Here is a 23,260-nt window from a genome sequence, read left to right as displayed (position 1 = left end):
TTTATGTTTGAATCAAGGTTGAATTGGGGAATCAATCCTTCGCAAGGTAAAAACAATGACCGGCAGTCGTCATGTCGTACTCCTGTTTGGTGAAATTCTGGTAGACCGGTTTCCCGACAGGGAGGTATTGGGTGGTGCGCCCTTCAATGTTGCCCGGCACTTGCGTGCGTTTGGCTGTGCGCCTGTCCTGGTTACGCGTATAGGGCAGGACGCCGCGGGCGCTCGCGTGTTGCAGACCCTGGAAAGCTCGGGACTCGCCACACACGGTGTTCAGCTCGATACCATCTACCCTACCGGCATGGTAGATATCAATTTCACTTCTGAAGGTCACCGGTTCGATATTATTCCCGATCAAGCCTACGATCATATTCATCCCCGGCTATCGCGCATGGCTGCCCTCGCCGCGAATTCGGAACTTGTCTATTTTGGAACATTGGCGCAGCGTGCCGGCTCGCATCGAGCCCTGCGTCATTTATTGCGTGCTGCCGGCGGTCAGCGTTTTTTTGATGTCAATTTGCGCGATCCCTGGGTTTATGTGGATCGCATACAATGGTCATTGCAGCACGCAGATATCGTCAAGGCTAATGACGACGAGCTTGAGAGAATAGCTCGGCTACTGAATATCGAGGAAATATCCGCCGAGGCTCAGGCCAAGGTGCTGATCAAGCGTTACCAGTTGCGCGGCATGCTTGTCACTCGCGGTGAAGCGGGGGCCTGGTGGCTGGAAGATTCCGCGGAACCGATAACGGCGATATCCGATCCCATCACAGATATCCGTGATACGGTAGGTGCAGGCGATGCGTTCTCGGCCGTTTTTATGCTTGGCCTGCTGCACGGCTGGGCCGTACCCCTCACCTTGCAACGGGCACATCATTTTGCCGGTGCAATTTGCCGGATACGTGGCGGACTTCCGGAGCACAACGATTTCTACGAATCATTCATCAGCGACTGGCATATGAACCCATCTGAATGAAAGATTTATATATCCTGATGCTAAGCCTGCACGGGTTGATCCGGGGGAACGACCTGGAACTGGGGCGCGACGCGGATACTGGCGGGCAGGTGTTATACGTGGTAGAGCTGGCCCGTGCATTGGCGCGCCAGCACGAAGTCGTCAAGGTCGATCTGCTGACCCGGAGGATAGAAGATTCCTCCGTATCCGCTGACTATGCTCGTCCGGAAGAGATGCTCGGCGACAATGCACGCATTATTCGTCTTCCTTGCGGGCCGCGCCGGTATTTGCGTAAAGAGAGTCTTTGGCCCTATCTCGATCAACTGGTTGATCGTGCGCTGCTTTTTCTGCGCGAGCAGAAACGTTTGCCTGATGTCATCCATAGCCATTATGCCGATGCAGGCTATGTCGGGATGCAGCTTTCTCAGCTTCTCGGTATCCCGCAGATCCATACCGGGCACTCGCTCGGGCGAAGCAAACAGCAGCGCCTGCTCGCACAAGGGCGTAAACCACAGGCACTGGAGCGTCAATTCAGCTTCCATCGCCGAATATCGACCGAGGAGGCCATACTTCAGCATGCAAGCCTGATCATAACAAGCACACCCCAGGAGAGTGACGAGCAATACGGACTGTATACCAACTATCACCGTGAGCGTGCCGTGATTGTTCCTCCCGGGACCGATATCTCGCGCTTTTCTCCGCCAAGTCGCCGGATAGCGCCGGAACCGGAGGCTGCGAGGCTCATCGACCGTTTTCTGACGCATCCGCGCAAGCCTTTGGTACTCACGATTTGCCGCCCCGAAATGCGAAAGAATCTCGGTGCCTTGATCGCCGCATTCGGCAGTTCACCTAAATTGCATGAGCACACCAATCTGGCCATCATAGCGGGTAATCGCGATGACATCCGTAAACTTGACGTCGCGCAGATCGAGGTAATGACCAATCTATTGCTCGATATCGATCTTTACGATTTATGGGGTAAAGTGGCGCTGCCAAAACAGCACAAGCCGGCCGATATCGCGGGATTCTACCGGCTTGCAGCCCGGCGCCGGGGCATATTCGTCAATCCGGCGCTCACCGAACCGTTCGGTCTTACCTTGATCGAAGCGGCTGCCAGCGGGCTTCCCATCGTTGCTACAGAAGACGGAGGACCGCGCGATATCGTGGCGCACTGCAAAAATGGCGTGCTGGTGAATCCCATGGATATCAATGCCATAGCGGAGGCGATTGAATACGGACTGGCGGATTCGACCCGTTGGCGGCGCTGGTCGCGCAATGGTATTGCAGGGGTCAGGAATTACTACACCTGGGATGCGCACGTCAGGAAATACCTGCGCGTTCTGTTCCGTCTGTTGCATCAGGAGCGTAAGCAAATCCGGCGCACCATGGCGATATACCAGAGGCCGCAACGCCATCCGTTACCGCTGATATCGCATATGCTCATTAGCGATATCGACAATACCCTGCTGGGTGATCGTGCCGCCTTGCGCCGTTTTCTGACTATCTTGCGGGCGACCCCGCCCAATTTAGGCTTTGGAGTCGCCACAGGGCGCACGTTGGAAAGTACACTCAAGATATTGAAGGAATGGGGCGTTCCCTTACCTGATGTGCTGATTACCGCGGTCGGCAGCGAGATCAATTATGGTCCTGAACTCCGCCCGGATATAGGATGGCAAAATTTCATCAAGTACCTGTGGCGCCGCGATGCGATTGAAAGCGCGCTTGACGGAGTGCCGGGTCTCACATTGCAAGCGAAGGAGAATCAGCGCGAATTCAAGCTTAGCTACAATGTAGATCCCGAAAAAATGCCGCCAATGGCAAAAATCAGGGCTCTATTACGTGAGCAAAAATTGTCCGCACATTTGGTTTATTCGCGCCAGGCCTATCTCGACATTTTGCCGCTGCGCGGTTCCAAAGGGGGGGCAATACGTTATCTTGCCTATAAATGGGGGCTGCCGTTGCGTTCCTTTTTAGTCGCAGGTGATTCAGGCAACGATAGAGAAATGCTGATCGGTGACACACTTGGCGTGATCGTTGCAAACCATAGCCCCGAATTGGCGAGTCTAAGGGGAAATGAGCAAATTTATTTTGCCCGTGCAGGCTACGCGGACGGCATCGCTGAAGGCATGGCACATTACGAGTTTGGCACTTCCCTCATGGAGACTGCGAATGATACCTAAATTTGATGCCTGGGCTGCGGATCACCGTAGCGATTTGTATGCATTGTTACGTAGATGGTTCGAACTGGAACGTCCACTTTTGCTGCGCTCGGACCTTCGGGCAGCTTTTGATGCATTAAGCGCAGAGCTTCCCCACTCCCTCGTCGAGACGCCGCTGCAAGAAGTTGTCGATCTCCTGCAAGAGGCGGTGTGCCGGCCCCCGCTGATTTATATGGCGTTACGCGAAGGTGCCGGGAGTTGGCACTTTATGAGCATTCATCAGCAGCAGTTGATACCTGAGCCTGTCAGCGTGTCCGATTATCTGGCTTTCAAGGAAATGCTGGTGCGCCCGGATAGCGCTCATGAACCGGTATTGGAACTGGATTTCGCGCCATTTAATCGTGGTTTCCCGCGGCTCAAGGAAATTCGCTCGATCGGTCAAGGGGTGATTTTTCTCAACAAGCAACTGGCGGGTACGCTGTTTACCCACCCAGGCATGGGCTCGGTCAAGCTGTTGAATTTTTTGGCGGTGCATTCCATGGACGGGCATCAATTGATGCTCAACGGCAACTTTGCCGACGTTGCGGCGTTGCGCGCCGGGTTGCGCCGCGCGCTTGGGTTGCTCGACAGATATCCCGACGATACGCCATGGATGACGATTGCGGAGTTACTGAGCGGACTGGGTTTTGCACCGGGTTGGGGCGATTGCGCCAAGCGGGTGAGCGACACCATGAGCCTCCTGGTGGATATTCTCGAAGCGCCTTCAGCGCAAATACTCGAGAATTTCCTGGCGCGAATTCCCATGATATCAAAGTTGCTGGTCCTGTCGCCCCATGGCTATTTCGGGCAGGATAATGTGTTGGGATTGCCGGATACGGGCGGTCAGGTGGTTTACATCCTGGATCAGGTAAGGGCTCTGGAACGGGACATGAGCGAGCGCCTGATGCTCCAGGGGATAACGGCCCAACCGAAAATTCTGATAGGCACACGCCTGATCCCCGAGGCGGGAGATACCCTGTGCAACCAGCCGTTGGAAAAAATCCACGGCACCCAGAACTCATGGATTGTGCGCGTGCCATTTCGTAAACCCAACGGCGAAGTTGTCCGTTCCTGGATATCGCGTTTCGAGATATGGCCTTATCTGGAGAATTTCGCGCATGATATTGAACGCGAAGCGCTGGCGCAACTGAGTGGTCGTCCGGACCTGGTAATCGGCAATTATTCGGATGGAAACCTGGTAGCCTCACTGATTTCCAAACGAATCGGTGTAACACAATGCAATATCGCCCACGCGCTGGAGCAGAGCAAATATTTGCATTCCGCCTTGCACTGGCGCGAGAATGAAGCCCAATATCATTTCAATTGCCAGTACACCGCTGATCTCATTGCAATGAATAGCGCCGATTTTATTATTACCAGTACCTATCAGGAGATTGCAGGTACCTCTCATACTGTGGGCCAATATGAAACCTATCAGAACTACACGATGCCCGGCTTGTATCGAGTACTGAACGGCATCGATCTTTTCGATCCCAAGTTCAATATCGTCTCCCCCGGTGCCGATGCCGAGGTGTATTTCTCCTATCTCGACGGGGAGCGCCGCCTGAAAACGCTATTGCCCGACATCGAGCGTCTTTTATATGGAGACGATCCGGGCGTACCCTGGCGCGGCCATTTCAACGATCCTGCCAAGCCCCTGATTTTTACAATGGCCCGCCTCGATCTGGTCAAGAATTTGACTGGATTGGCGGCGTGGTTTGCACAATGTGCGCGTCTATCGGATGCAGCCAATCTACTCGTAATCGGTGGGTATATCGACCCTGCCGACTCGACCGATGGTGAGGAACGGGCCGAAATTGACCACATGCACGCCATCATGAATGAATATAAGCTGGAAGGGCGCATGCGCTGGCTCGGCACTCGCCTGGAAAAGAATCTGGCGGGTGAATTGTATCGGCATGTGGCTGATAAGCGCGGCATTTTTGTCCAGCCGGCCCGATTTGAGGCGTTTGGGCTGACCATCATCGAGGCTATGGCTTCCGGCCTTCCCGTATTCGCTACGTGTCATGGCGGTCCGCGGGAGATCATTCAGCATGGAATATCGGGTTATCATTTCGACCCGAACGACGGTTCTGCCGCAGCCGAAGCCATGGCTGATTTTTTCGCTCGCTCAGCCGCCGATCCTGATTTTTGGGACCATATTTCCCAAATGGCTTTAAAACGGGTTGAATCACGTTATACATGGTGTTTGTACGCAGAACGAATGATGACTTTATCGCGTATCTACGGTTTCTGGAAATTCGTCAGCAATCTGGAGCATGAAGAAACTGTACGTTATCTCGACATGTTTTACCATTTGCAATTTCGCCCTATGGCGCAGGCACTGCTCCCCCATCAATAAGCAGTCTCGAGTCTGCTCGCATTCCCGGCGCTGATTCAACGCGAGGTATAGGACCCGCGGCGGAAAGCATCGATCGTGATCCAGCGTCCGAAGCTGGCGACATGCAGCGCAGCATTGTTAATCGCAAAACGGGATTTCCTTGTTGACGACTTTCTTTGTTGATAGAATAAATTCGATAATCTTGAATCCGGCGGTTGGACGGAATGGATGAGCGGTTTTTTGAGCAAAGAACAGCGCAACGACACGGGATGTAACGGTGCAGGACAGCAGTGCCTTCCGCAGGAAGGTGCGGCCTCGAAGCGGGATGCGGGCACCCCATGCGCGTAGAACGCGATCGCGGTGTTTCCTGAGCTGCACGATCTCCGCCTCGCAGGGACTCTCGTGCGACGTTCGGGGCGCCATTCCATCTCGGGAAGTTGCCGCGCAGCGCTGCGCGGCAAAAACCGTTCGACCCGTTCCGTAGCGAACTCACCGGGAAAGTGAGGCTCAAAGGGTACAAAAAATCCTTTTCGGCTATGATGCTTAGCTGACAAATGAGCGGTCAACCGGCGGATTCAGGATCATATAACTCGGGTCTGCTCAATTTATCGAGAGATATCGGGTGGGGTCTTGAACGCATCAGGCGGCAAGACATGGAAAAGTTTATGGAAATAGGGCGCCGCTTTTAGGTACACTTCATAAAAGTTGGATATATGCTCTCGGCTATTTAGCAGTGGCTTGCCGACACGTTCAAGTGGTGCGAGTCGTGATGCTGTTTTATTGCCGGGTGGCATTTTTTTTGTTCTACGGCTGGAAAAAATTTAGCTCAGGAGTACTCATGAACAAAAAATTAACAAGTATTGCATTTGTCGCATTGGTCTTGTCATGGCCAGTTTCTGCCGCCTCGTTATCGCAGCCAAAGCCGCAGGCACAGCCACAGGCCCAGCAAACACAGCTACCCCATGGCGATGGCTGGCGCCTTGTCCGGTCACTCGAGCTCGGAAACTCGGGAAATTTTATTCACATGGTCCTGATCGATAGCAACCGCGATATGGACAAGGCTGTTTATGGCGCAGCACTTAGCAAGTTATGCCGATCCGAGCCTGACTTTTGCAGAGTGAGGTTCTGGAACCAGGAGCGCCACGTGTCTCAATCGATTTCTTTTAAAGATTCCGAGTTCAAGGCACTGAGGGCGGAGTATATTTTTAACCGCGCCGGAGGCGTTCAACAGTTGCTATATGCCTGCACTGTTGTGTCAGACAAGAGTCAATGTTTTTCCAATTAATGCCTGCAGAGTTGGGCTAAGTGGGTATCGGACGCTACCGGGTCGCTTTCGATGTGCTTTCTTTCGAGCCGCAATGCAGTAGCTGAGCATTTGCGGCTACGATAACTGGGAGAGTTTTATGCCACGCCAATTAATAAGTTCAGGTTCTACGTTCGAGCAGGAAATTGGTTATTCGAGAGCCGTGGTTGACGGCGACTGGATTTTTGTCTCCGGCACAACCGGATTCGACTATGGCAGGATGACCATTTCCGATGATCTGCTGGAGCAGGCTGAACAGTGTTTCAAGAATATCCAGGCAGCCCTGGGCGAAGCGGAAGCAAGTATGAGAGATATTGTCCGGGTAACCTATGTATTGCCTCATGCAGCAGACTTCCCCAAGTGCTGGCCGATCTTCCGCAAACATCTCGGGCAGATCAGGCCCGCGGCGATGATGATCTCAGCCGGCTTGTCCGATCCGCGCATGCGTATTGAAATCCAGGTAACGGCCCGTCGCGGATCGGGTGCCTGAGATATTGCCAACGGTTGCAGGTGGCAGGTGTAAGTGGTCAGTCGATGATGATGAAATGCAATTTGAGCTTGCATAGAGGTCCGGTAACAATAAATACTCCAGGGAGGTAATGAATGGCTTCAACGAATAAAGTTTTTATCAGCTTTGCGCTCAGGGATATCAAGGCGCACGACCGACTCCTTGAGCAATTGAAAAAGGAGCAAACAACCTATTCTTTTGTGGAAATGCCCATCAAGCAATCATGGGAGCCATCCTGGAAGGAAGAGTGCCGCAAGGTGGTGACCGATTGCGATGGCGTAATTGGCCTCATCACGAAAAACGTTATCAGGGCTGATGGTCAGCAATGGGAGTTGCGCTGTGCCTATGAGGGGAGGGTACCCGTGCTGCTCATCCACGGCGATGACGATAAACTACCGGCAAAATTGCCTGAACCAGTGGGCCAGCGGGATATTGATGCGTGGACCTGGCCTATCATATCAACATTCCTCAACAGGCTGTAAGCGCGCTACTGCGTAGCCAGCCACAGCGAGTATGGGGCGGCATACAACAAATTCGAGCACTGCAAGCGGATCCATGGTTTTACTGCTCTGCCGGTGCATTGACTCTTGCCGAAGCGTTTCTCCGCCCCTGCTAATACTTGGCTATCGCCTCCGGTACGGGGGACGCCGTCCCCAAGCATCAATTCCTTGCGTCAACCTTTCTTCCTGAAATTCTTATTGCAGCACGCGCAAAGCCGCGACGCGTTGCTCGATCTTCTGCATCATTCCCTGGTAGGCCGGCGTATCGATTCCACCGAAGCGTTGCTTGAACTCCATCGCAGACATGAATTCAGGCAAATCTGACCACAAAGGCATCAGATCTGCGTCCTTGAGCCCTGAAACAACCCGGTGTTGAAGTTGCAGTGCGGAGGCTTCGCTTATTACCGCCTTTTCCCCAAATTTCGTACCTGCGCGGTCAGCGGCAATATCATTGAATGAGAAGCCGCTGCCGTACAGGGAATCCTCGATCTCCTTATACAGCCCGATCGCATCGGATAGCATGGTGTCGGCATAGGCCGCAATAGCGGCAGAGGCCATGAAGTGTTTTGCAAAGTCATCACGTCCGTCGAGCGTAATGCTCTGAGGCGCAGCCCGGGGCCAGTTCGCAGCTTCCGGGAGAATCCGTTTCAAAGAGACGCCTAGTACGTGAAATGCCACGACCAGGATTGCCGCGCGATTTTCCGCCAATGCATCTCCCTCGTTCACCGAGCGGGCCGCCGCAACGCGGATGAGCGAAGGCAGGATTTCGGATAGTGGCATTACGGCTTCATTGCGTATGCTATTCGCGGCCAGGATCGATTGATAACGGAGCAAGCGCTCGCGCTCCTGTTTATCAATGATCGAAGCCCGCATACCTTTGGAAAAACCACCTGCCCAACGATAAACGATACCCAATTCGTTGCGCGACAATTTGATCCGTTTCAGCGAATCGAGCCCTGCTTTATATTCGTTGCTTTGCCGCAGCCAGTCCATGAACTGAAGCGCGAGTACCTGCGTAAGCACATCGGGCAGCATGAGTTTTCCTACCTGCACCGACTGGAGCTGTGGTTTTCCATCTACCTCCATCACAGATGCCGCAAGATTTATATAGCCATTAATTGGAATTGTCGCCATAGGAAGGCTCAGGCGGATGACCGCGTTACCATCGGCAAGGATTACCTGCGCGCTGCCTTTTCCAAAACGATGCGCCAGGTAATTTGCGGCAAGATCAACATCGGAGGACGTTATGTTGGCGGCTGCGAGCATGCCTGGCCTCACCCAGTAACGATGTGCGTCGATGATCCGCTTGGCGCGGCCTATATGCTCTGGCGTGAGAATGACCTGGCGCTCGATACGAGGGTGGTCTTCAATGGCGAGCGATAACGCGGCCGCCAGTGCCAAAAGGACAACGGCCAGCAAGCTTATCGAAATAAGGAGAAGTTTGTGCATCAAGCGGGAGTATTTCGAGAGCTATCGGTGAACGAAACGCAAAAGTCGAGCATCCGGGCCGAATGCCACCCATGTAGCGGCGTGGAAAATCGATAATGGTGGCGCCCGGATGGCTTCAGGGCCCGAATATCAGACCCATATCTTACCAGTATGGTCTATAGTATCCGCCCCAATAAAATGGGCTGCCATAATACCCATATCCGAAATAGGGATTAAAACCATAACCACCCATGCCTCTATAACCATAGCCATAAGGATCATTTTGATAAACCGGCCATAGATAAAGAGCTTGAGAAGCCAGCAATGGCAGCAGCACGGTCTTTTTTCCTATCATACGCTGGATATTGCCTTCAAGTTTTCCCGCCACCGTGATTTCCCGATCTTTTGCATAAACGGCCGGGTCAAGAAACTCGCTGCTTTTAATGACAAAGCGCCCTTCCGCCGACTTGCTTAGCTGGGGTCGGCCATAATAATTAAGGGGATAGGACAATACTTGTACAAGCGTGAAATTTTCCTCATTGTCTACATCGATTATGACCCCACCCCAGCGGACAGATGTATCCTTGTATTGGTTCAGGTCCCGGCTCGCCTGGGGATAGGTAATATCTGCAACGGGCACATTCCTGACCGCGGACGGCAGCCCGACGCATGCGCTCAACAACATACAGAAGGATAATAGATATAATTTCATGGCCTTGTTCCCTTCGATTATGAAAGCACTTTCTGGAATGCGCGGTGACATCCACTTGGCGCCCCAAAATTTCTCCGAATATCGTTTACAGCATAGTTGAAAACTGGAAGAGTAATATTGACTTCACGAAAAATTCCCTAGCAGCCTGCCGGACTTGAAGAATCGCAGCGAAAAAGTGGCTGGGTGAAGGCAGATTTTGCGGATTTTGAAGGCCAATAGTTATTCTATTAGCCGAAAAAGCGGCGAAATATGAACCAGCCAGACGTTTTTGCAGCCGATTTCCTTCAAGTCCGACAGACTGCTAGATAGCGAGGGCTCTCTTAACGGAGCGGTGTGTTCATGTCTTCACCCTTTAAAAAGTCCACGAGTGCTTGATTAACTTCCGCAGGCGCCTCATTTTGTACCCAATGGCTCGCATCCGGGATTCGATAAACCCGGACGTGAGATGCGACATTGCTAAGCCCGTCAAGTAACTCGGGTCCTAACGCGGGGTCGAGTTCTCCCCAGATCACAAGAGTTTTCGCGTTGATACGCCCATCTTGCGCAAACTTGCGCAAGCCTCCAGGCACGTTTGCCCGGTAGTAATCAAGTGCGGCGGTAAGCGCCCCCGGCTGTGAAAGTGCTTCGATATAATGCTCGATATCCCGTTTGCCGAAAGCTCCTCTTCGTGCCGGGCGCAGTTGGAACATATCGCGTATTGCCTGATAGTTATTGGCTGAAAGCATAAGCTCGGGTAGGCGTGGCAGTAAAAAAAAGAGCACATACCAGCTCCTGAGCATTTGTGGCAGATGCCGCACTTTTTCGAGATAGATTTTGGGGTGGGGCGCATTAAGGATCACAAGCTTGTCCACCAGTTCGGGATACCGGTCTGCGAACGACCACGCGATGATACCGCCCCAGTCGTGCCCGACGATATGGGCTCGGGGGTAGCCGGTTGCATGCACCAGAGCAGCGATGTCTGCAACAAGGCGATCTAATTTATAAGCATCTTGCTCCGCCGGACGTCCTGAAAGATTGTATCCCCGCATATCCGGCACCAGTACTGAAAAGCCCGCGGCGGCCAGGACCGGGATCTGATGCAACCAGGAGCGCCAATTTTCGGGGAAGCCATGGAGCAAAATGACCACCGGCCCCTTTCCGGCGGCGACAACATGAAGATCTATGCCATTGCCCGCCATGCGCTCGTGACGAAGCTCTATTTCTTCCATGGAGTACCCTCGATCAAGTTCGGCGTAGGTTGGCGATGAAACGCAACATATCCCAATGACGGTGACGATGACGTTGGCGAGCGGTAGCATTCACAATAACAATAGGAACAGACAAGAAAAGAGGGCGCAATTTCACGATATCGATAAGCACCGATTTTTATTTCGAGCTAAACCAGATGTCTCCATACCAGGCGGTTGCAGTTGTGCCTGTATTGTCCGTGTCGGTCATGATTGCCACAGCATCGACGGGGCCAGGCTCTTCACCAAAAGCCTGCCGGTAATCGGAAAGAACGTCGCGGCGCTCCTCAACCCATCGGCCGGCCCGCTCAGAGCCCGATTCTACTGCGATCATGTATGCATTACCCGTAAACGCATTAGGCCAGCCACTACCGACCGGCCGCCTGCTTGACCATACATAATTGATGGCGCGCGTGCGCCAGAGCATCATGCCGCCGGAAAAGACGACATAGACGCGTGCGGGGTAATCGTCGCCTGCCCGAGTGCGCTCATCCACCCCCGCCAGTATGTTGCCGGTCTTCCATGTCCAGTTAAGGATAGGCGTCTTGCCGAGTTCGATGCTCACCTCGCGATAGAGCCCGGAAGCGGTGGCATTGCTCTGCGCACGCAGCGCGGTTCGTCCGTTCTCGTTCATGAAGGCATAATGGGTCGAACCGGAAAACATCTTCGGTTTCCAGCTGGCCAGGTCACCGCGTGAGAAACGGGCGATGTCCACTCGCTCATTCCCTGCCGATGACAGGGCCGGTAAAAATGCGAGTACCCAAGCCAGCATAGCCATCTGGGTATATCTAGACGCCTTCTCGAAAATAGGCGTCACCCTGCGATGAATTATGGCTGTATCCCCCTGCATCAACAATATCGATTTTCCGGTACAGCGCGGCAAGAGTTCACCTATCGTTGAACCTGATCCTGATCCTGAGCCTTTGACATCACGAAGCCGGACAGGCTGCCAGGGTAACCCTGACTGAATCGTCGAAGGCGTTCATTTTTTTTCTTATTTGCGCTACTCTCTTGCCTCATGCACATCCTTTACCTCCACTTTGCGGCTATACACGCAGAATCCAGCTCTAAAAGACGGAATGTGGGGAGAAGGGGAAGGCAGGTTAAGGAACTCATTCCTGTCATCAGAATCGAATTCGAAGATAATATCTGTTCGACCGTTTGATCTGAAATGGTGCATCGGCTCGACTTGCTGGTTGCGTCTAGTTGATTTAGCTGACTTAACCTTGATCCTCCAATCCGGGATACGCTGATTTTCCCTCAGACGATCCAATCTATCCGTGCTGTAGCGAACCGACCAAAAAGACGAGGTCGAGGAATGGAAAAAGTGGTGTAAAAAAGTCTCTTTGGATCATGCCGCTAGGTGGAAAATGAGTAAAAAATGAGCGGCTGAGTGGGGGATTCAGGTTTAAAGCAATGTTGCGGCAATGTATCCGGGTGTACACTCCCTGGTTTATTCTTTACTTTATCGAGGCAATTCATACCCGAGGTTGAATATGAATCTGAGCGCAAAAAAAGGCATAATGCCCGTCCAGTCCGCTTCTGAAATTCCAAAGTTACGCATGATGCCAAAATTGCTTTTCCCGAGAACGCCCGTTCTTTCTGGCGATAATGTCGCTGCAAAACGTGAGGAGATACGCGAATATTTTCACGCCACGCTGGATCGCTACGAGCAGCTTTTTGAGACATTGCAGGGCGATGAAGCCTATTTCAAAAAACCGATTCCGTTGCGTCATCCGCTAGTCTTTTACCTGGGCCATACGTCTACTTTTTTTACAAACAAGCTGCTGCTTGCGGGGCTTATCACGGAACGGATCAACCCCAGGATGGAATCCATGTTCGCGGTAGGCGTCGATGAAATGGGCTGGGATGACCTGGACACAACCCATTACGACTGGCCGTCAGTCGAAGAAGTGCGAGCTTACCGCAATACGGTGCGCAATGTCGTGGACCAGCTTATCAGGGACACGCCGCTTAGCTTGCCGATAGGCTGGGATAACCCCTGGTGGACCATCATGATGTGTATCGAGCACGAGCTCATCCATCTTGAGACGTCATCCGTGCTCATCCGGCAGCATGCAATTGAACATGTCAAGCCTCATCCAGCATGGGAACCTTGCCGAAAGTCCGGCCCGGCGCCCCAAAACCGGCTCATCAATGTGACTTCGGGCACCGTGCGTCTTGGTAAAGACAAAGCCGATCCCACCTATGGATGGGATAATGAGTATGGCAGCCATGTAGCGGAAGTTGCGGCTTTTAAAGCCGGAAAATACCTGGTAAGCAACCAGGAGTTCCTTGCCTTCGTCCAGGCAAACGGCTACGGCACCGAAAGTTTCTGGGAAGAAGAAGGCCGTGCCTGGCGATGTCATACTCGCGCGGAATACCCCCTTTTCTGGATCAGGCAAGGCGCCGAGTGGCGATTGCGCCTGATGACCGAAGAAATACCCATGCCATGGGATTGGCCGGCCGAAGTGAATTATCATGAAGCAAAGGCGTTTTGCAACTGGAAAGCGGCAGCAAGCGGTCAACCGTACCGGCTCCCGACGGAAGACGAATGGTATCGCCTTTACGATATGGCCGGGGTATCCGAGCTTCCCCCCGCTGAACCTGCGCCGGCCAATATTCATCTCGATCATTTTGCATCTGCTCACCCGGTCAATGAATTTCCTCAGGGAGATTTCTACGATATTGTCGGTAACGTCTGGCAATGGACTGAAACCCCCATCTATCCATTTGAAGGTTTTGATATTCATCCGCATTACGATGATTTCACCACGCCCACATTCGATGGGCGGCACAATCTCATGAAGGGCGGCTCCTGGATTTCATGTGGGGATGAATCGCGAAAGAGCGCTCGCTATGCGTTTCGGCGTCATTTTTTTCAGCATGCCGGATTTCGCTACGTGGTCAGCGATGCGCCTGCCGTGCGGCATGACTCTCACTATGAAACCGACAAGCTCCTTTCCGAGTACGCTGAATTTCATTATGGCGACACCTACTTTGGGGTGCCTAATTTTTCGAAGGCACTTGCCAAGCTGGCTATCGCCGCCATGGGTAATAAACCGTCCCGCAAAGCACTCGACCTCGGTTGCGCTTCCGGACGTTCGACTTTTGAGCTGGCGCGACATTTCGATGAGGTAACCGGTATCGATTTCTCTGCCCGCTTCATCGGGCAAGGCGTCCAGCTTGCCGCGCAGGGTATGTTGCGCTATACGCTAGCGGATGAGGGCGATCTCGTTCTCTATAGAGAGCGTACGCTGACCGGCCTTGGCCTGGATGACGTGAAGCATAAAGTGATGTTCTACCAGGGAGACGCCTGTAACCTCAAGCCTATTTTTACCGGTTACGATCTCATCCTTGCAGCCAACCTCATCGATCGTCTTTACGATCCGGCCAAACTGCTCACAACCATTCATACACGGCTCAACCCAGGTGGTCTTTTGCTGATCGCTTCGCCGTATACCTGGCTGGAGGAACATACCAAGCGGGATGCATGGATTGGTGGATTCAAGCGGGATGGTGAAAGCTTCACCACGCTTGACGGCCTGAAAAAGATCCTGGGCAGCCATTTCAAATTGATTCAAGATCCACAGGACGTACCATTTGTAATTCGGGAAACCCGGCGGAAATTCCAGCATACGGTCTCGCAAGCGACGATCTGGGAGAGAATTGATTGAGCGGCAGCAATATTACCGCCCCTTTTGATTTCGATATTGAAATCAAAAGGGGCGGTACCGCCAGTTTGAAATATGAAGCACGCCAGAGTATGTTTGGTGCAGCGGACGTCGTTCCCCTATGGGTAGCGGATATGGATTTCGCAGCACCGGCGGCAGTGACCCAGGCCCTTTCGCGGCGTGCCGCTCACCCCATATACGGCTATACCGTCTACCCGGAAAGCTTGTATGAATCCTTGATGGGCTGGTTGAAGCAACGTCATGGTTGGGAAGTACGCCGCGACTGGATCATGATGTGTCCCGGCGTGGTCCCCTCGCTACATGCAGCTGTAATGGCTTTCGCCTCAGTGGGCGAGTCGGTTATCGTGCAACCGCCGGTTTATTTTCCTTTTTTTTCGGCGGTTACCGGCACCGGCCGGCAACTGATACATAATCCGTTGCGCCTCAGGAACGGCCGCTACGACATCGACTATGACCACCTGGAGCAATGCGCGGAGAAAGCTCGCCTGTTGTTGATATGCTCCCCACATAATCCGGTCGGCAGGGTATGGAGCAAGCAGGAGCTGCAGCGGATTCTGCAAATTGCCGAGAAACACGATCTGGTGATATTCTCGGATGAGATTCACGCCGATTTGGTCTATCCCGGAAATCAGCACCATACGCTGTCGATGCTGGCGGAAGCGGCATCCGGAAACGGGAACAGTATTGTGACCGCTACCGCCCCCAGCAAGACATTCAACATCCCCGGGATGAATCTCTCCGCGCTTGTTGTGCCCGACCCGGAGCGCCGCAAGGAACTCACGAAAATATTCGATACGATGCACGTCAGTGCATCCAATCCTTTCAGTATCACTGCTTTCGAGGCCGCGTATCGTGAGGGCGGGGCATGGCTGGACGCGTTGCTTGTTTATCTTCAGGAAACCCGCGATTTCGTCGCGGCGTATCTGGCAGAGCATCTTCCGGAAATTCGCCTCATCAGACCGGAGGGAACGTATCTGCTCTGGCTTGATTGCCGTGCGCTAATGACTGAATTAGATATAGACGATGCACAGCTCAGGCATTTCTTCGTGCACGAAGCTGGCGTGGGCATGAGTCCCGGTACGCTTTTCGGCGAGGCCGGAAGCGGCTTCATGCGCATGAATATCGGCACGCCGCGCCACATCATTGAAGCTGCCCTTGAAAATATCAGGAAAGCAAGACATAGAGTTCAGCCTGGATCGGTTCCAGCCTGACAGCATCTCTAGAAATTCATATTTTCATTACCGCAGCAATTACGTTTTAACCTAAATCCGGCAGTTGGAGGATGGAGCACGCTCACCAAAAAAGTGAGGTTCACGGGATAAAAAAAACCTTTTCGTTATAGCGCTTGACATATGGGTGCCAAGCGCCCTTACTTCAAGGTTACTTAGAATTGAATTGCTTATTTGCAATCCATTACTTCGTGATGTGAATCTTGGATAGGCATCTTTGTGCCAAAACGAGCTATTGGTGTTTCCGCCAAAAAACTGACAGTCAGGAGCGTGGAGTGTATGTTGCCGCCCATATTCTATATGCTTTTTGCAAAAATTTAATACTGCATATAACGAACGGACAAGAGATATCCATTCGGCAAGTGCCTTTCAAAGATACCCTATACGCCGAGTTAGAGGCATACGTCGGCCCCTGACACGGCAACGTTATCCGGGAGATCTAACTGTTTGGAATGTGTCATTTTGAGACATTCCAAACAGAAAAAACGTGCTAATGGCTGCTACTCACCTGTCAGCATTACATATCTGGACATAGGTGTTGGCTAATGTTAAGTGATCAATATATCGAGATTCAGTAAAATGAAAAATGCACTTCCAACTGGCGAGGCGCTAAGAAAGCGGGCAGAAACTCTTGGTGTGGTCATCACAAAAGATGATCCGAACGAATCGTCTGGTGCATATGAGGTTTTTAGAGCTAGAGTATCTGATGCTGAACTGCAGCGTCGCGTTATCGAGGCCGAGCGCCATCTTCAAGCACAGAAAATGTGGGTTATGGCGATTATTGCTGCCGGAGCATCAGTCGTTAGCGCTCTTGCAGCGTGGTGTGCAGTGTATATGAGATCGTTTGTGTAATTCTTTGAGGAATTGCAATGGACTATATACTCGAAAGACTTGAGAGAGCCGCAGAGCTTGAGAAGACTGGTAACTGGCAAGAAGTGCTTACCCACAGCAAGGAATGGGCTGCTGCGGAACCACATAATCTTTTTGCATGGCAAGGCATTGGAGATTCGCTTACCCAACTAGGCATGGTGGAAGAAGCAATTTCCGCATATCGCAAAGGACTGGAGGTAGCCCCTCCTCATCCAGCTGACTTCTTTGGCAGGAAGCTCTCGGCTGGTCCGTTATGGTATCGACTTGGTAACGCATATACTAAGCTGGGCGATTCGGCCAAAGCAATAGATGCGTTCAGAGAAGCCGCTCGTATTGATCCAGAAGTGGCAGAGATTTGGAACAATCTCGGCATCGCTTATACTAACGCAAACAATCCGCAGGAAGCGGCCAAGGCCTTTAAAAGCGGTGTCGCCGCTGCCCCAACCAATGTCACAATATTGACTAATCTTGGCATTGTTTACGCAAGGTGCGGTGTTGAACAGGGTGTTATTAGTGTTCACCGAATGATAAGCAGACTTGACACGCGAGCTGCGAGTACTTTCTTAAAGGATGCAGAACAAATACTTTCCAGTCGCTAGCTCGTGCAATGGCCCTCAATTCAGACAGATTAGAAATCGCGAGCAGGTAATTGCCGGTTCAGTCATGACTCCATTTCCTTCGGGATATTGTTTACCCAGTCCCTTGTCAGCAATCCAGCAATCGCATTTACATAATGACGATAGTATTTACTTGCCACAGGCGATCCGGACCAGAAGATCAGCGCGGCATTTTTTATGTCAGTTCCACTTGATGGTGAGCGGCGATTGTTCGTGAACCTGTTGCTGCAACTGGACGATCTCAAGTGGACCGGTCAGATCGCTGTGTTGCGGATCGACTTCATCCTGACGAGGGAACAACTCGCGCCGCAATTTGGCTATTAATGTCCAACCCCTCGAAAAGGAAAAATTAGCTAGCGGTGGTTATTTTTCGTTCTTCATCATGGGTAGGCTCACATCTGTTTCGTCAAGATTCCACGCTCCAGCGGTGAACAGGCCAAGGCCAGGGAACAGGAAAAATACAGTACCAATGATGTCCGCAATCCCTGTTCCGCTTAAAGAGTGATCAATCGTTTTCTGTGCAGGGAAATACCCCGCTTTCGTACACATAATGGAAACTGACTTGTTTCTTTTTGCCTCAATCTGAGCTTTTCCCTGGTACATTTGACCATTGACCTGAAGGTTTGCATCAGGCTCCGAGCAGACGGCACTAACAGTCTGGGTTTTTGGCACAAATGCAGAGCATCCCGAAACTGCAATACTGAATGCAACAATTATAGCAACTACTTTCTTCATACCTTTCTCCTTGTTGTTGTTCTTCCTGATTGAGAGGCGAGAAGCTGATCATCTTCTCGAGTTACTGAATAAATATCGTGATTAACCAATGGGTAAATTTCTGTTTCTTAAGGAGGTCCTTGAAGATCAGATATCCGACCAGACTGGATTGTAGGCTCAATGGTTAAGCAAGCAATTGGACCGAGGTACACCTGTCGGTGAGTATGGGTATTGCTGAGTTATTTGGCCCAACGAGTCATGCGGTTTATTTCCAATATTGTTTATCCATTACCCTGGATAACCACAATTTATGATGGGTTGAGTTAGCACAAGCTATTAGGCATGGGCGATGAACCGGGTTCAGGTCAACCCTCATCCACGATAAGCATTTGCCCATAGCAACGCAAAATGCATGGCGTATGGGCTTATATCCGAAGTTTTCAGGGAGCTTCCCCCGGCACTGCCTTCTCTTCCCTATAGTATTTGACAAAAACGCCCCGCCGTTCCGCTAGAGTGATAGCCTTTATTGCCGCGTTCCGGCTATAGTTTTCGTATTTGGAACATCTTGCCGACAGTGGTTAACATCGTGAATCCAGCAACACATTCTCGTAGCGGTTGGATCGCGGCTTTCTTAAGCATGTGCATCTGGACCGGTTTTATCCTTGTTACGCGTCTGGGCGGCACCGGCATGCTGACAAGCTGGGACATCGCGGCGCTGCGTTTCGGTGTCGGCGCCTCCATCGCGGTCTTTTTTTTGCCACGGATTCTGCTGCCGCCATTCAAGGTGATCGTGCTGTTCTCGCTGTTCGGCGGCATAGGTTATGCTATCGTCGTGTATGCCGCATTCCGCATAACGCCGGCTGCTCATGCTTCTGTGCTATTGCCTGGCGCATTGCCTTTTTTGACGGCGATCATTGCGTGGTTATGGCTTGGGCAGAGGCCATTGAGAAAACGCCACATTGCGCTGGTCATTGTCTTTGCCGGAATCGTATTGATTGCTATAGACTCGTTTTCTCGCGGACCGAAACTCACCCATACGCAAATTCTTGGCGACCTGCTCTTACTATGCGGTTCATCATCCTGGGCCGTCTTCACGCTGCTGCTCAGCCGCTACCCGATACGGCCGCTTGCCGCGACGGTAGCGACTACGCTGGGTAGCGCGGTAGTCTATCTGCCAATCTGGTGGTTGTTCCTGCCCAGTACGCTTGGCCAGGCACCTGTCAACGAAATTGCCGTTCAAGCAATATATCAGGGCGTAGTAGTGGTATTCCTGGCAATGCTGCTTTTTACCTTCGCGGTGAGCCGCCTTGGTTCCCAAACAGTGGCTTTGCTGATGGCTTTTGTGCCTGTCGTATCCGCGCTGGCTGCTGTGCCCATTCTGGGGGAACCGCTGTCCCTGCTGACGCTGTCGGGATTGGCGGCGGTGACTGCAGGTGCCATCCTTGGAGCACGGGAGAATCAAGAAACAGAACCAGGGCTTGAATGTAAGTAACATAACGACTTCGATAGGGCATAATCCGCTTGATCCCAACGAAGCCGATCCCAACCAGGCGTCTCCAGTCCATCAAGAATCGCCTGCAGGGAGCCGGAAATCGTCATCGATGGAATGAAGGCCGATGCTGAGAAACTGTATTGAACGGTATCGGCGACAGCAACATGCAAGGGGCTGCGTATCGGCCCATGGAAACGATGAGCAATGTCGCGTAGCGGCAACCCGCTTTTGAGTAAAGAAAATTTTTGATCCATTCACCAGATTGACGACGCCACACTCCAAGTCTTTGCCGGTTTTGCCTGCCGACCACCTGTCCGGCAGGCCGCCGCTCACCCTGCCGTCCGCCTGGATTACAAGCGTTGAATCACGGCTTTACCAGGAAGAAAATGTCCTGGCTTGGCTTGAAACGGATCTTGATACCCAACTGTATTTTGCATCCGGGCTGGTGGTTGTTACCAATAAACGCCTGTTAGCGACATCAGGCAGGGATACAACTTGGCAGGAATGGCTTTATCGCCCGGGATTGACGCTGGCGCGTCACGATCACGCCGGTATTGGCAGCCTTGAGCTTCTTGACGAGAATTCACTGCTTGCTCACTGGCGCTACACGCTCGGCGCGGATACTGCAGCGGGGCGCCTGATCGAGAGCTTCAACCTGCAACTCAACCATCAACTTACCGGCGAGGTTCCGTCGGCGCCTGCTCAGGCTTTCTGCGCAAAATGCCAGAGGGCGCTGGATACCCCCCTATTGCCGGGGCAGGAAGAGTGCGAGGTCTGCAGCCGGGAGACCGAAACGCCGCCGTCGACCTGGACGCTGTTCCGCTTGTGGCGCTTTGCCAAACCCTATAAAGGACGATTACTTGCCGGATTCTTGCTGACGTTGGGCAGCACGGCTGCAACGATGGTACCGCCCTACCTGACCATGCCGCTAATGGATAATATTCTGATTCCCTATCAGAACGGCAAGCCGATCGATATTGATCTGGTCATATTTTATCTGACCGGCCTGCTGGGTGCCGCAGTTCTGGCATGGGTGTTGGGCTGGTCGCGAACGTATATGCTGGCACTCGTTTCAGAACGTATCGGCGCCGACTTGCGCACTGCCACGTACGAGCATCTCCTCAAACTTTCACATGCCTATTTCGGCGGAAAGCGCACGGGCGACCTCATGGCGCGCATCGGCTCAGAGACCGATCGCCTCAACGTTTTCATGTCGCTACACCTGCTCGATTTTTTTACTGACGTGTTGATGATAGGCATGACAGTAGCCGTCCTGGTTTCAATCAACCCCTGGCTGGCACTGGTAACGCTGATGCCTCTGCCGATTATCGCCTGGCTGATCCATTTGGTGCGCGACAGGCTGCGCACGGGATTTGAAAAAGTCGACCGCGCCTGGGCGGAGGTTACCAGTGTGCTTGCCGATACCATCCCCGGCGTACGCGTCGTGAAGGCGTTTGCGCAGGAGAAACGCGAAGCGGCACGCTTCCGCTCGGCAAACGATCATAATCTGGAAGTCAACGACAGGGTCAACAAGGTCTGGTCATTGTTCACGCCGACCGTGACACTATTGACCGAAGTCGGTTTGCTCGTAGTGTGGGTGTTCGGTATCTGGCAGATATCCAAGGACGAAATCACGGTGGGCGTGCTTACCGCTTTTCTTGCCTACATCAGCCGTTTCTACATGCGGCTGGACTCGATGAGCCGCATTGTCTCGTTTACGCAGAAAGCAGCGGCCGGCACCAAGCGTATCTTCGAAATCCTCGATCACGTTTCCAGTGTGCCGGATCCTGCGCATCCCGTGCATTTACCCATCGTTGAAGGCCGGATCGAGTTATGCAACGTCGGATTCCGTTATGGTACCCGCACCGTGACACACAATATCAACCTCACCATTGTGCCGGGCGAGATGATCGGTCTCGTGGGGCACAGCGGTTCGGGCAAGAGCACGCTTGTCAACCTGATCTGCCGATTTTATGATGTCACCGAAGGCGCAATTTTGCTTGACGGTGTAGACATTCGCTCCTTGCCGGTCGCCGAATACCGTCGGCACATCGGGCTCGTGCTTCAAGAGCCCTTTTTGTTTTTCGGAACCATCGCCGAGAATATTGCTTACGGCAAACCGGACGCAGACCTGGAGGAGGTCGTTGCCGCAGCCCGCGCAGCACATGCCCATGAGTTCATCCTGCGCTTGCCGCACGGCTACGATTCACTGGTCGGCGAGCGAGGCCAGTCTCTCTCAGGGGGCGAGCGGCAGCGCATCTCGATTGCTCGCGCCCTGCTCATCGATCCTCGTATTCTTATTCTCGATGAGGCCACTTCTTCTGTCGATACAACCACCGAGAAAGAAATCCAGAAAGCGCTCGAAAATCTGGTGCGGGGCCGCACGACGATTGCGATTGCCCACCGCCTTTCTACGCTACGCGATGCTAACCGGCTCATTGTACTCGACCGCGGCAGCATCATCGAGGTCGGCAGCCACGAAGAACTGATGTCACGAAAAGGCCATTACTACAGCCTCTACGAGGCCCAGGCACGTAACATCGATACCGAGGATGACTTGCGTAGACCGGATGTCGACCGCAAAGCCGAGGATGGTCGAGAATGAACGGCAAACCTGATTATCTGCTAAGCCGTAACACGTTCGGGCGACTGGTATTTGTCGCGAACGATGGGAAGGTGCAGGAAGGCGTAGTTCCAGTACGGGCGTTTCCGATTACCGCGCCTGAGCGAGATATCGCCCTGATCGATTCGCACGGTCGCGAACTCGCCTGGATCGAGAAATTAAGCGATCTACCGGACGAAATGCGTAAACTCGTGGAAGCGGATCTTGCAGGTCGGGAGTTCATGCCGGAAATCAGGCGTATCCATGAGGTTTCAAGTTTTGCTACACCCAGCACCTGGTACGTGGAAACGGATCGGGGCGAAACCGCTTTCATCCTCAAGGGTGAGGAATACATTCGCAGGCTCAAGCCGCCCTCTCTGCTGGTCACGGACAGTCAGGGCATTCACTTCCTCATCCGCGACCGTTTCACTCTGGATCATCACAGCCGAAGGATTCTGGATCGCTTCCTGTAGTCCCGGACTACGAAAGAGATGTGCCACAAAAATGCTTCCACAGTTTGCGATAATCCACCTCAGCATGTCTCAACTTCTCATCAAGAGCTGATCTTGTGTGTCGACTTTACGTCTTTGTTCTTTTCATGTTGTCCCGTTTTGGTCTCATTAGGCTTCGTATGGAATCGTCGCTGACAGGAGACATACGATAGTCATATCTCATCAACCGGTTAGTATCAATTTGAATATTATTGTCGCTGAATAGCGACAATAATAGTTTCTTTGATGGCAGCAACATATTGTTTAATAAGATTAATTAAAGCTGGTATGATGAATGCTTTATTCTTTGTCGGGTTGCCAATCCATAACGAACAATAATTGGGTAATAACCGGGCGCCATGAACGATAAGGTAAATTCACG

The 23,260-nt window shown here is 52.5% G+C and carries 20 protein-coding genes; 14 read left to right on the top strand and 6 right to left on the bottom strand.

The features are described 5' to 3' along the window. Positions 1-55 precede the first annotated feature (55 nt). Genes KJS40_RS11450 through KJS40_RS11440 form a run of 3 tightly spaced genes read left to right on the top strand, consistent with a single transcriptional unit; the run spans position 56 to position 5,512 of the window. Positions 56-973: a PfkB family carbohydrate kinase gene (locus KJS40_RS11450; protein WP_213537872.1), complete on the top strand. Its 918-nt coding sequence runs from the start codon at positions 56-58 to the stop codon at positions 971-973. Beyond that, entirely contained in the window at positions 970-3,132 is a 2,163-nt protein-coding gene (locus tag KJS40_RS11445; protein WP_213537870.1) for an HAD-IIB family hydrolase, read from the top strand. Before KJS40_RS11450 ends, KJS40_RS11445 begins: the two co-directional genes overlap by 4 nt. Continuing rightward, positions 3,122-5,512 carry a sucrose synthase gene (locus KJS40_RS11440; RefSeq protein WP_213537868.1) on the top strand — a complete coding sequence of 797 codons (2,391 nt, stop codon included), beginning with the start codon at positions 3,122-3,124 and terminating at the stop codon, positions 5,510-5,512. The genes KJS40_RS11445 and KJS40_RS11440 overlap by 11 nt, the downstream gene beginning before the upstream one ends. A gap of 117 nt (positions 5,513-5,629) precedes the next feature. Here KJS40_RS11440 and KJS40_RS11435 read toward each other — a convergent pair whose 3' ends face one another. Further along, complete coding sequence (locus KJS40_RS11435; protein WP_213537866.1) at positions 5,630-5,914, bottom strand: hypothetical protein; 285 nt, start codon at positions 5,912-5,914, stop codon at positions 5,630-5,632. A gap of 346 nt (positions 5,915-6,260) precedes the next feature. Between KJS40_RS11435 and KJS40_RS11430 the strand changes: the two genes are divergently transcribed. From KJS40_RS11430 to KJS40_RS11420, 3 genes are all read left to right on the top strand, one after another. Continuing rightward, positions 6,261-6,776 carry a hypothetical protein gene (locus KJS40_RS11430; RefSeq protein WP_244859782.1) on the top strand — a complete coding sequence of 172 codons (516 nt, stop codon included), beginning with the start codon at positions 6,261-6,263 and terminating at the stop codon, positions 6,774-6,776. A gap of 118 nt (positions 6,777-6,894) precedes the next feature. After that, complete coding sequence (locus KJS40_RS11425; protein ID WP_213537864.1) at positions 6,895-7,284, top strand: RidA family protein; 390 nt, start codon at positions 6,895-6,897, stop codon at positions 7,282-7,284. A 113-nt stretch (positions 7,285-7,397) separates the two neighbouring features. After that, positions 7,398-7,784, top strand: coding sequence for a TIR domain-containing protein (locus tag KJS40_RS11420; protein WP_213537862.1), 387 nt, complete (start codon positions 7,398-7,400; stop codon positions 7,782-7,784). Positions 7,785-7,997: 213 nt separating this feature from the next. Here the strand turns inward: KJS40_RS11420 and KJS40_RS11415 are convergent, their stop codons facing one another. From KJS40_RS11415 to KJS40_RS11400, 4 genes are all read right to left on the bottom strand, one after another. Continuing rightward, a complete protein-coding gene (locus tag KJS40_RS11415) occupies positions 7,998-9,251 on the bottom strand; it encodes a hypothetical protein (RefSeq protein WP_213537861.1) in 1,254 nt (417 codons plus the stop codon). A 142-nt stretch (positions 9,252-9,393) separates the two neighbouring features. Continuing rightward, positions 9,394-9,942 (bottom strand): Slp family lipoprotein, encoded by a 549-nt coding sequence (locus tag KJS40_RS11410; protein ID WP_213537859.1) that lies wholly within the window; start codon positions 9,940-9,942, stop codon positions 9,394-9,396. A 320-nt stretch (positions 9,943-10,262) separates the two neighbouring features. Further along, positions 10,263-11,150 carry an alpha/beta hydrolase gene (locus KJS40_RS11405; protein ID WP_213537857.1) on the bottom strand — a complete coding sequence of 296 codons (888 nt, stop codon included), beginning with the start codon at positions 11,148-11,150 and terminating at the stop codon, positions 10,263-10,265. A 157-nt stretch (positions 11,151-11,307) separates the two neighbouring features. Further along, positions 11,308-12,051, bottom strand: coding sequence for a DUF3047 domain-containing protein (locus KJS40_RS11400; RefSeq protein WP_244859575.1), 744 nt, complete (start codon positions 12,049-12,051; stop codon positions 11,308-11,310). Between the two features lie 682 nt (positions 12,052-12,733). On the opposite strand from KJS40_RS11400, the gene ovoA reads away from it, so the two are divergent. The 5 genes from ovoA to KJS40_RS11375 all read left to right on the top strand — a co-directional run bounded on the left by ovoA (position 12,734) and on the right by KJS40_RS11375 (position 17,903). Beyond that, a complete protein-coding gene (gene ovoA, locus KJS40_RS11395; protein ID WP_244859781.1) occupies positions 12,734-14,845 on the top strand; it encodes a 5-histidylcysteine sulfoxide synthase in 2,112 nt (703 codons plus the stop codon). Continuing rightward, positions 14,842-16,074 carry a pyridoxal phosphate-dependent aminotransferase gene (locus KJS40_RS11390; protein WP_244859574.1) on the top strand — a complete coding sequence of 411 codons (1,233 nt, stop codon included), beginning with the start codon at positions 14,842-14,844 and terminating at the stop codon, positions 16,072-16,074. Before ovoA ends, KJS40_RS11390 begins: the two co-directional genes overlap by 4 nt. 597 nt (positions 16,075-16,671) lie before the next feature. Beyond that, positions 16,672-16,944, top strand: coding sequence for a hypothetical protein (locus KJS40_RS11385; protein WP_090458137.1), 273 nt, complete (start codon positions 16,672-16,674; stop codon positions 16,942-16,944). 17 nt (positions 16,945-16,961) lie between these two features. Next, positions 16,962-17,561, top strand: a complete 600-nt coding sequence (locus KJS40_RS11380) for a tetratricopeptide repeat protein (RefSeq protein WP_213537854.1) — start codon at positions 16,962-16,964, stop codon at positions 17,559-17,561. A gap of 195 nt (positions 17,562-17,756) precedes the next feature. Then, a complete protein-coding gene (locus KJS40_RS11375) occupies positions 17,757-17,903 on the top strand; it encodes a hypothetical protein (protein WP_213537851.1) in 147 nt (48 codons plus the stop codon). A gap of 39 nt (positions 17,904-17,942) precedes the next feature. On the opposite strand, the gene KJS40_RS11370 is transcribed toward KJS40_RS11375, so the two are convergent. Continuing rightward, positions 17,943-18,314, bottom strand: coding sequence for a hypothetical protein (locus KJS40_RS11370; RefSeq protein ID WP_213537849.1), 372 nt, complete (start codon positions 18,312-18,314; stop codon positions 17,943-17,945). 565 nt (positions 18,315-18,879) lie between these two features. On the opposite strand from KJS40_RS11370, the gene KJS40_RS11365 reads away from it, so the two are divergent. The 3 genes from KJS40_RS11365 (at position 18,880) to KJS40_RS11355 (ending at position 22,860) form a co-directional block, all read left to right on the top strand. Continuing rightward, positions 18,880-19,785, top strand: coding sequence for a DMT family transporter (locus KJS40_RS11365; protein ID WP_213537846.1), 906 nt, complete (start codon positions 18,880-18,882; stop codon positions 19,783-19,785). A 334-nt stretch (positions 19,786-20,119) separates the two neighbouring features. Beyond that, entirely contained in the window at positions 20,120-22,390 is a 2,271-nt protein-coding gene (locus KJS40_RS11360; RefSeq protein WP_244859780.1) for an ABC transporter ATP-binding protein, read from the top strand. Continuing rightward, positions 22,387-22,860 (top strand): DUF1854 domain-containing protein, encoded by a 474-nt coding sequence (locus tag KJS40_RS11355; RefSeq protein WP_213537844.1) that lies wholly within the window; start codon positions 22,387-22,389, stop codon positions 22,858-22,860. Before KJS40_RS11360 ends, KJS40_RS11355 begins: the two co-directional genes overlap by 4 nt. The last annotated feature ends 400 nt before the right edge of the window (positions 22,861-23,260 follow it).

It is taken from the genome of Nitrosospira sp. NRS527 (genome assembly GCF_018406445.1).
Lineage (GTDB): Bacteria > Pseudomonadota > Gammaproteobacteria > Burkholderiales > Nitrosomonadaceae > Nitrosospira > Nitrosospira briensis.
The sequence above is the reverse complement of the archived record's forward strand: the minus strand, read 5'-3'. Positions and strand labels throughout refer to the sequence as shown.

Excerpts from the sequence above, each read along its gene's own strand:
- KJS40_RS11355 (WP_213537844.1), top strand. The coding sequence starts at position 22,387 with ATGAACGGCAAACCTGATTATCTGCTAAGCCGTAACACGTTCGGGCGA.
- KJS40_RS11370 (WP_213537849.1), bottom strand. The coding sequence starts at position 18,314 with ATGAAGAAAGTAGTTGCTATAATTGTTGCATTCAGTATTGCAGTTTCG.
- KJS40_RS11450 (WP_213537872.1), top strand. The coding sequence starts at position 56 with ATGACCGGCAGTCGTCATGTCGTACTCCTGTTTGGTGAAATTCTGGTA.
- KJS40_RS11435 (WP_213537866.1), bottom strand. The coding sequence starts at position 5,914 with ATGGCGCCCCGAACGTCGCACGAGAGTCCCTGCGAGGCGGAGATCGTG.
- KJS40_RS11380 (WP_213537854.1), top strand. The coding sequence starts at position 16,962 with ATGGACTATATACTCGAAAGACTTGAGAGAGCCGCAGAGCTTGAGAAG.
- KJS40_RS11440 (WP_213537868.1), top strand. The coding sequence starts at position 3,122 with ATGATACCTAAATTTGATGCCTGGGCTGCGGATCACCGTAGCGATTTG.
- KJS40_RS11430 (WP_244859782.1), top strand. The coding sequence starts at position 6,261 with ATGCTGTTTTATTGCCGGGTGGCATTTTTTTTGTTCTACGGCTGGAAA.
- KJS40_RS11420 (WP_213537862.1), top strand. The coding sequence starts at position 7,398 with ATGGCTTCAACGAATAAAGTTTTTATCAGCTTTGCGCTCAGGGATATC.
- KJS40_RS11445 (WP_213537870.1), top strand. The coding sequence starts at position 970 with ATGAAAGATTTATATATCCTGATGCTAAGCCTGCACGGGTTGATCCGG.
- KJS40_RS11415 (WP_213537861.1), bottom strand. The coding sequence starts at position 9,251 with ATGCACAAACTTCTCCTTATTTCGATAAGCTTGCTGGCCGTTGTCCTT.
- ovoA (WP_244859781.1), top strand. The coding sequence starts at position 12,734 with ATGCCAAAATTGCTTTTCCCGAGAACGCCCGTTCTTTCTGGCGATAAT.
- KJS40_RS11385 (WP_090458137.1), top strand. The coding sequence starts at position 16,672 with ATGAAAAATGCACTTCCAACTGGCGAGGCGCTAAGAAAGCGGGCAGAA.
- KJS40_RS11375 (WP_213537851.1), top strand. The coding sequence starts at position 17,757 with ATGTCAGTTCCACTTGATGGTGAGCGGCGATTGTTCGTGAACCTGTTG.
- KJS40_RS11410 (WP_213537859.1), bottom strand. The coding sequence starts at position 9,942 with ATGAAATTATATCTATTATCCTTCTGTATGTTGTTGAGCGCATGCGTC.
- KJS40_RS11405 (WP_213537857.1), bottom strand. The coding sequence starts at position 11,150 with ATGGAAGAAATAGAGCTTCGTCACGAGCGCATGGCGGGCAATGGCATA.
- KJS40_RS11425 (WP_213537864.1), top strand. The coding sequence starts at position 6,895 with ATGCCACGCCAATTAATAAGTTCAGGTTCTACGTTCGAGCAGGAAATT.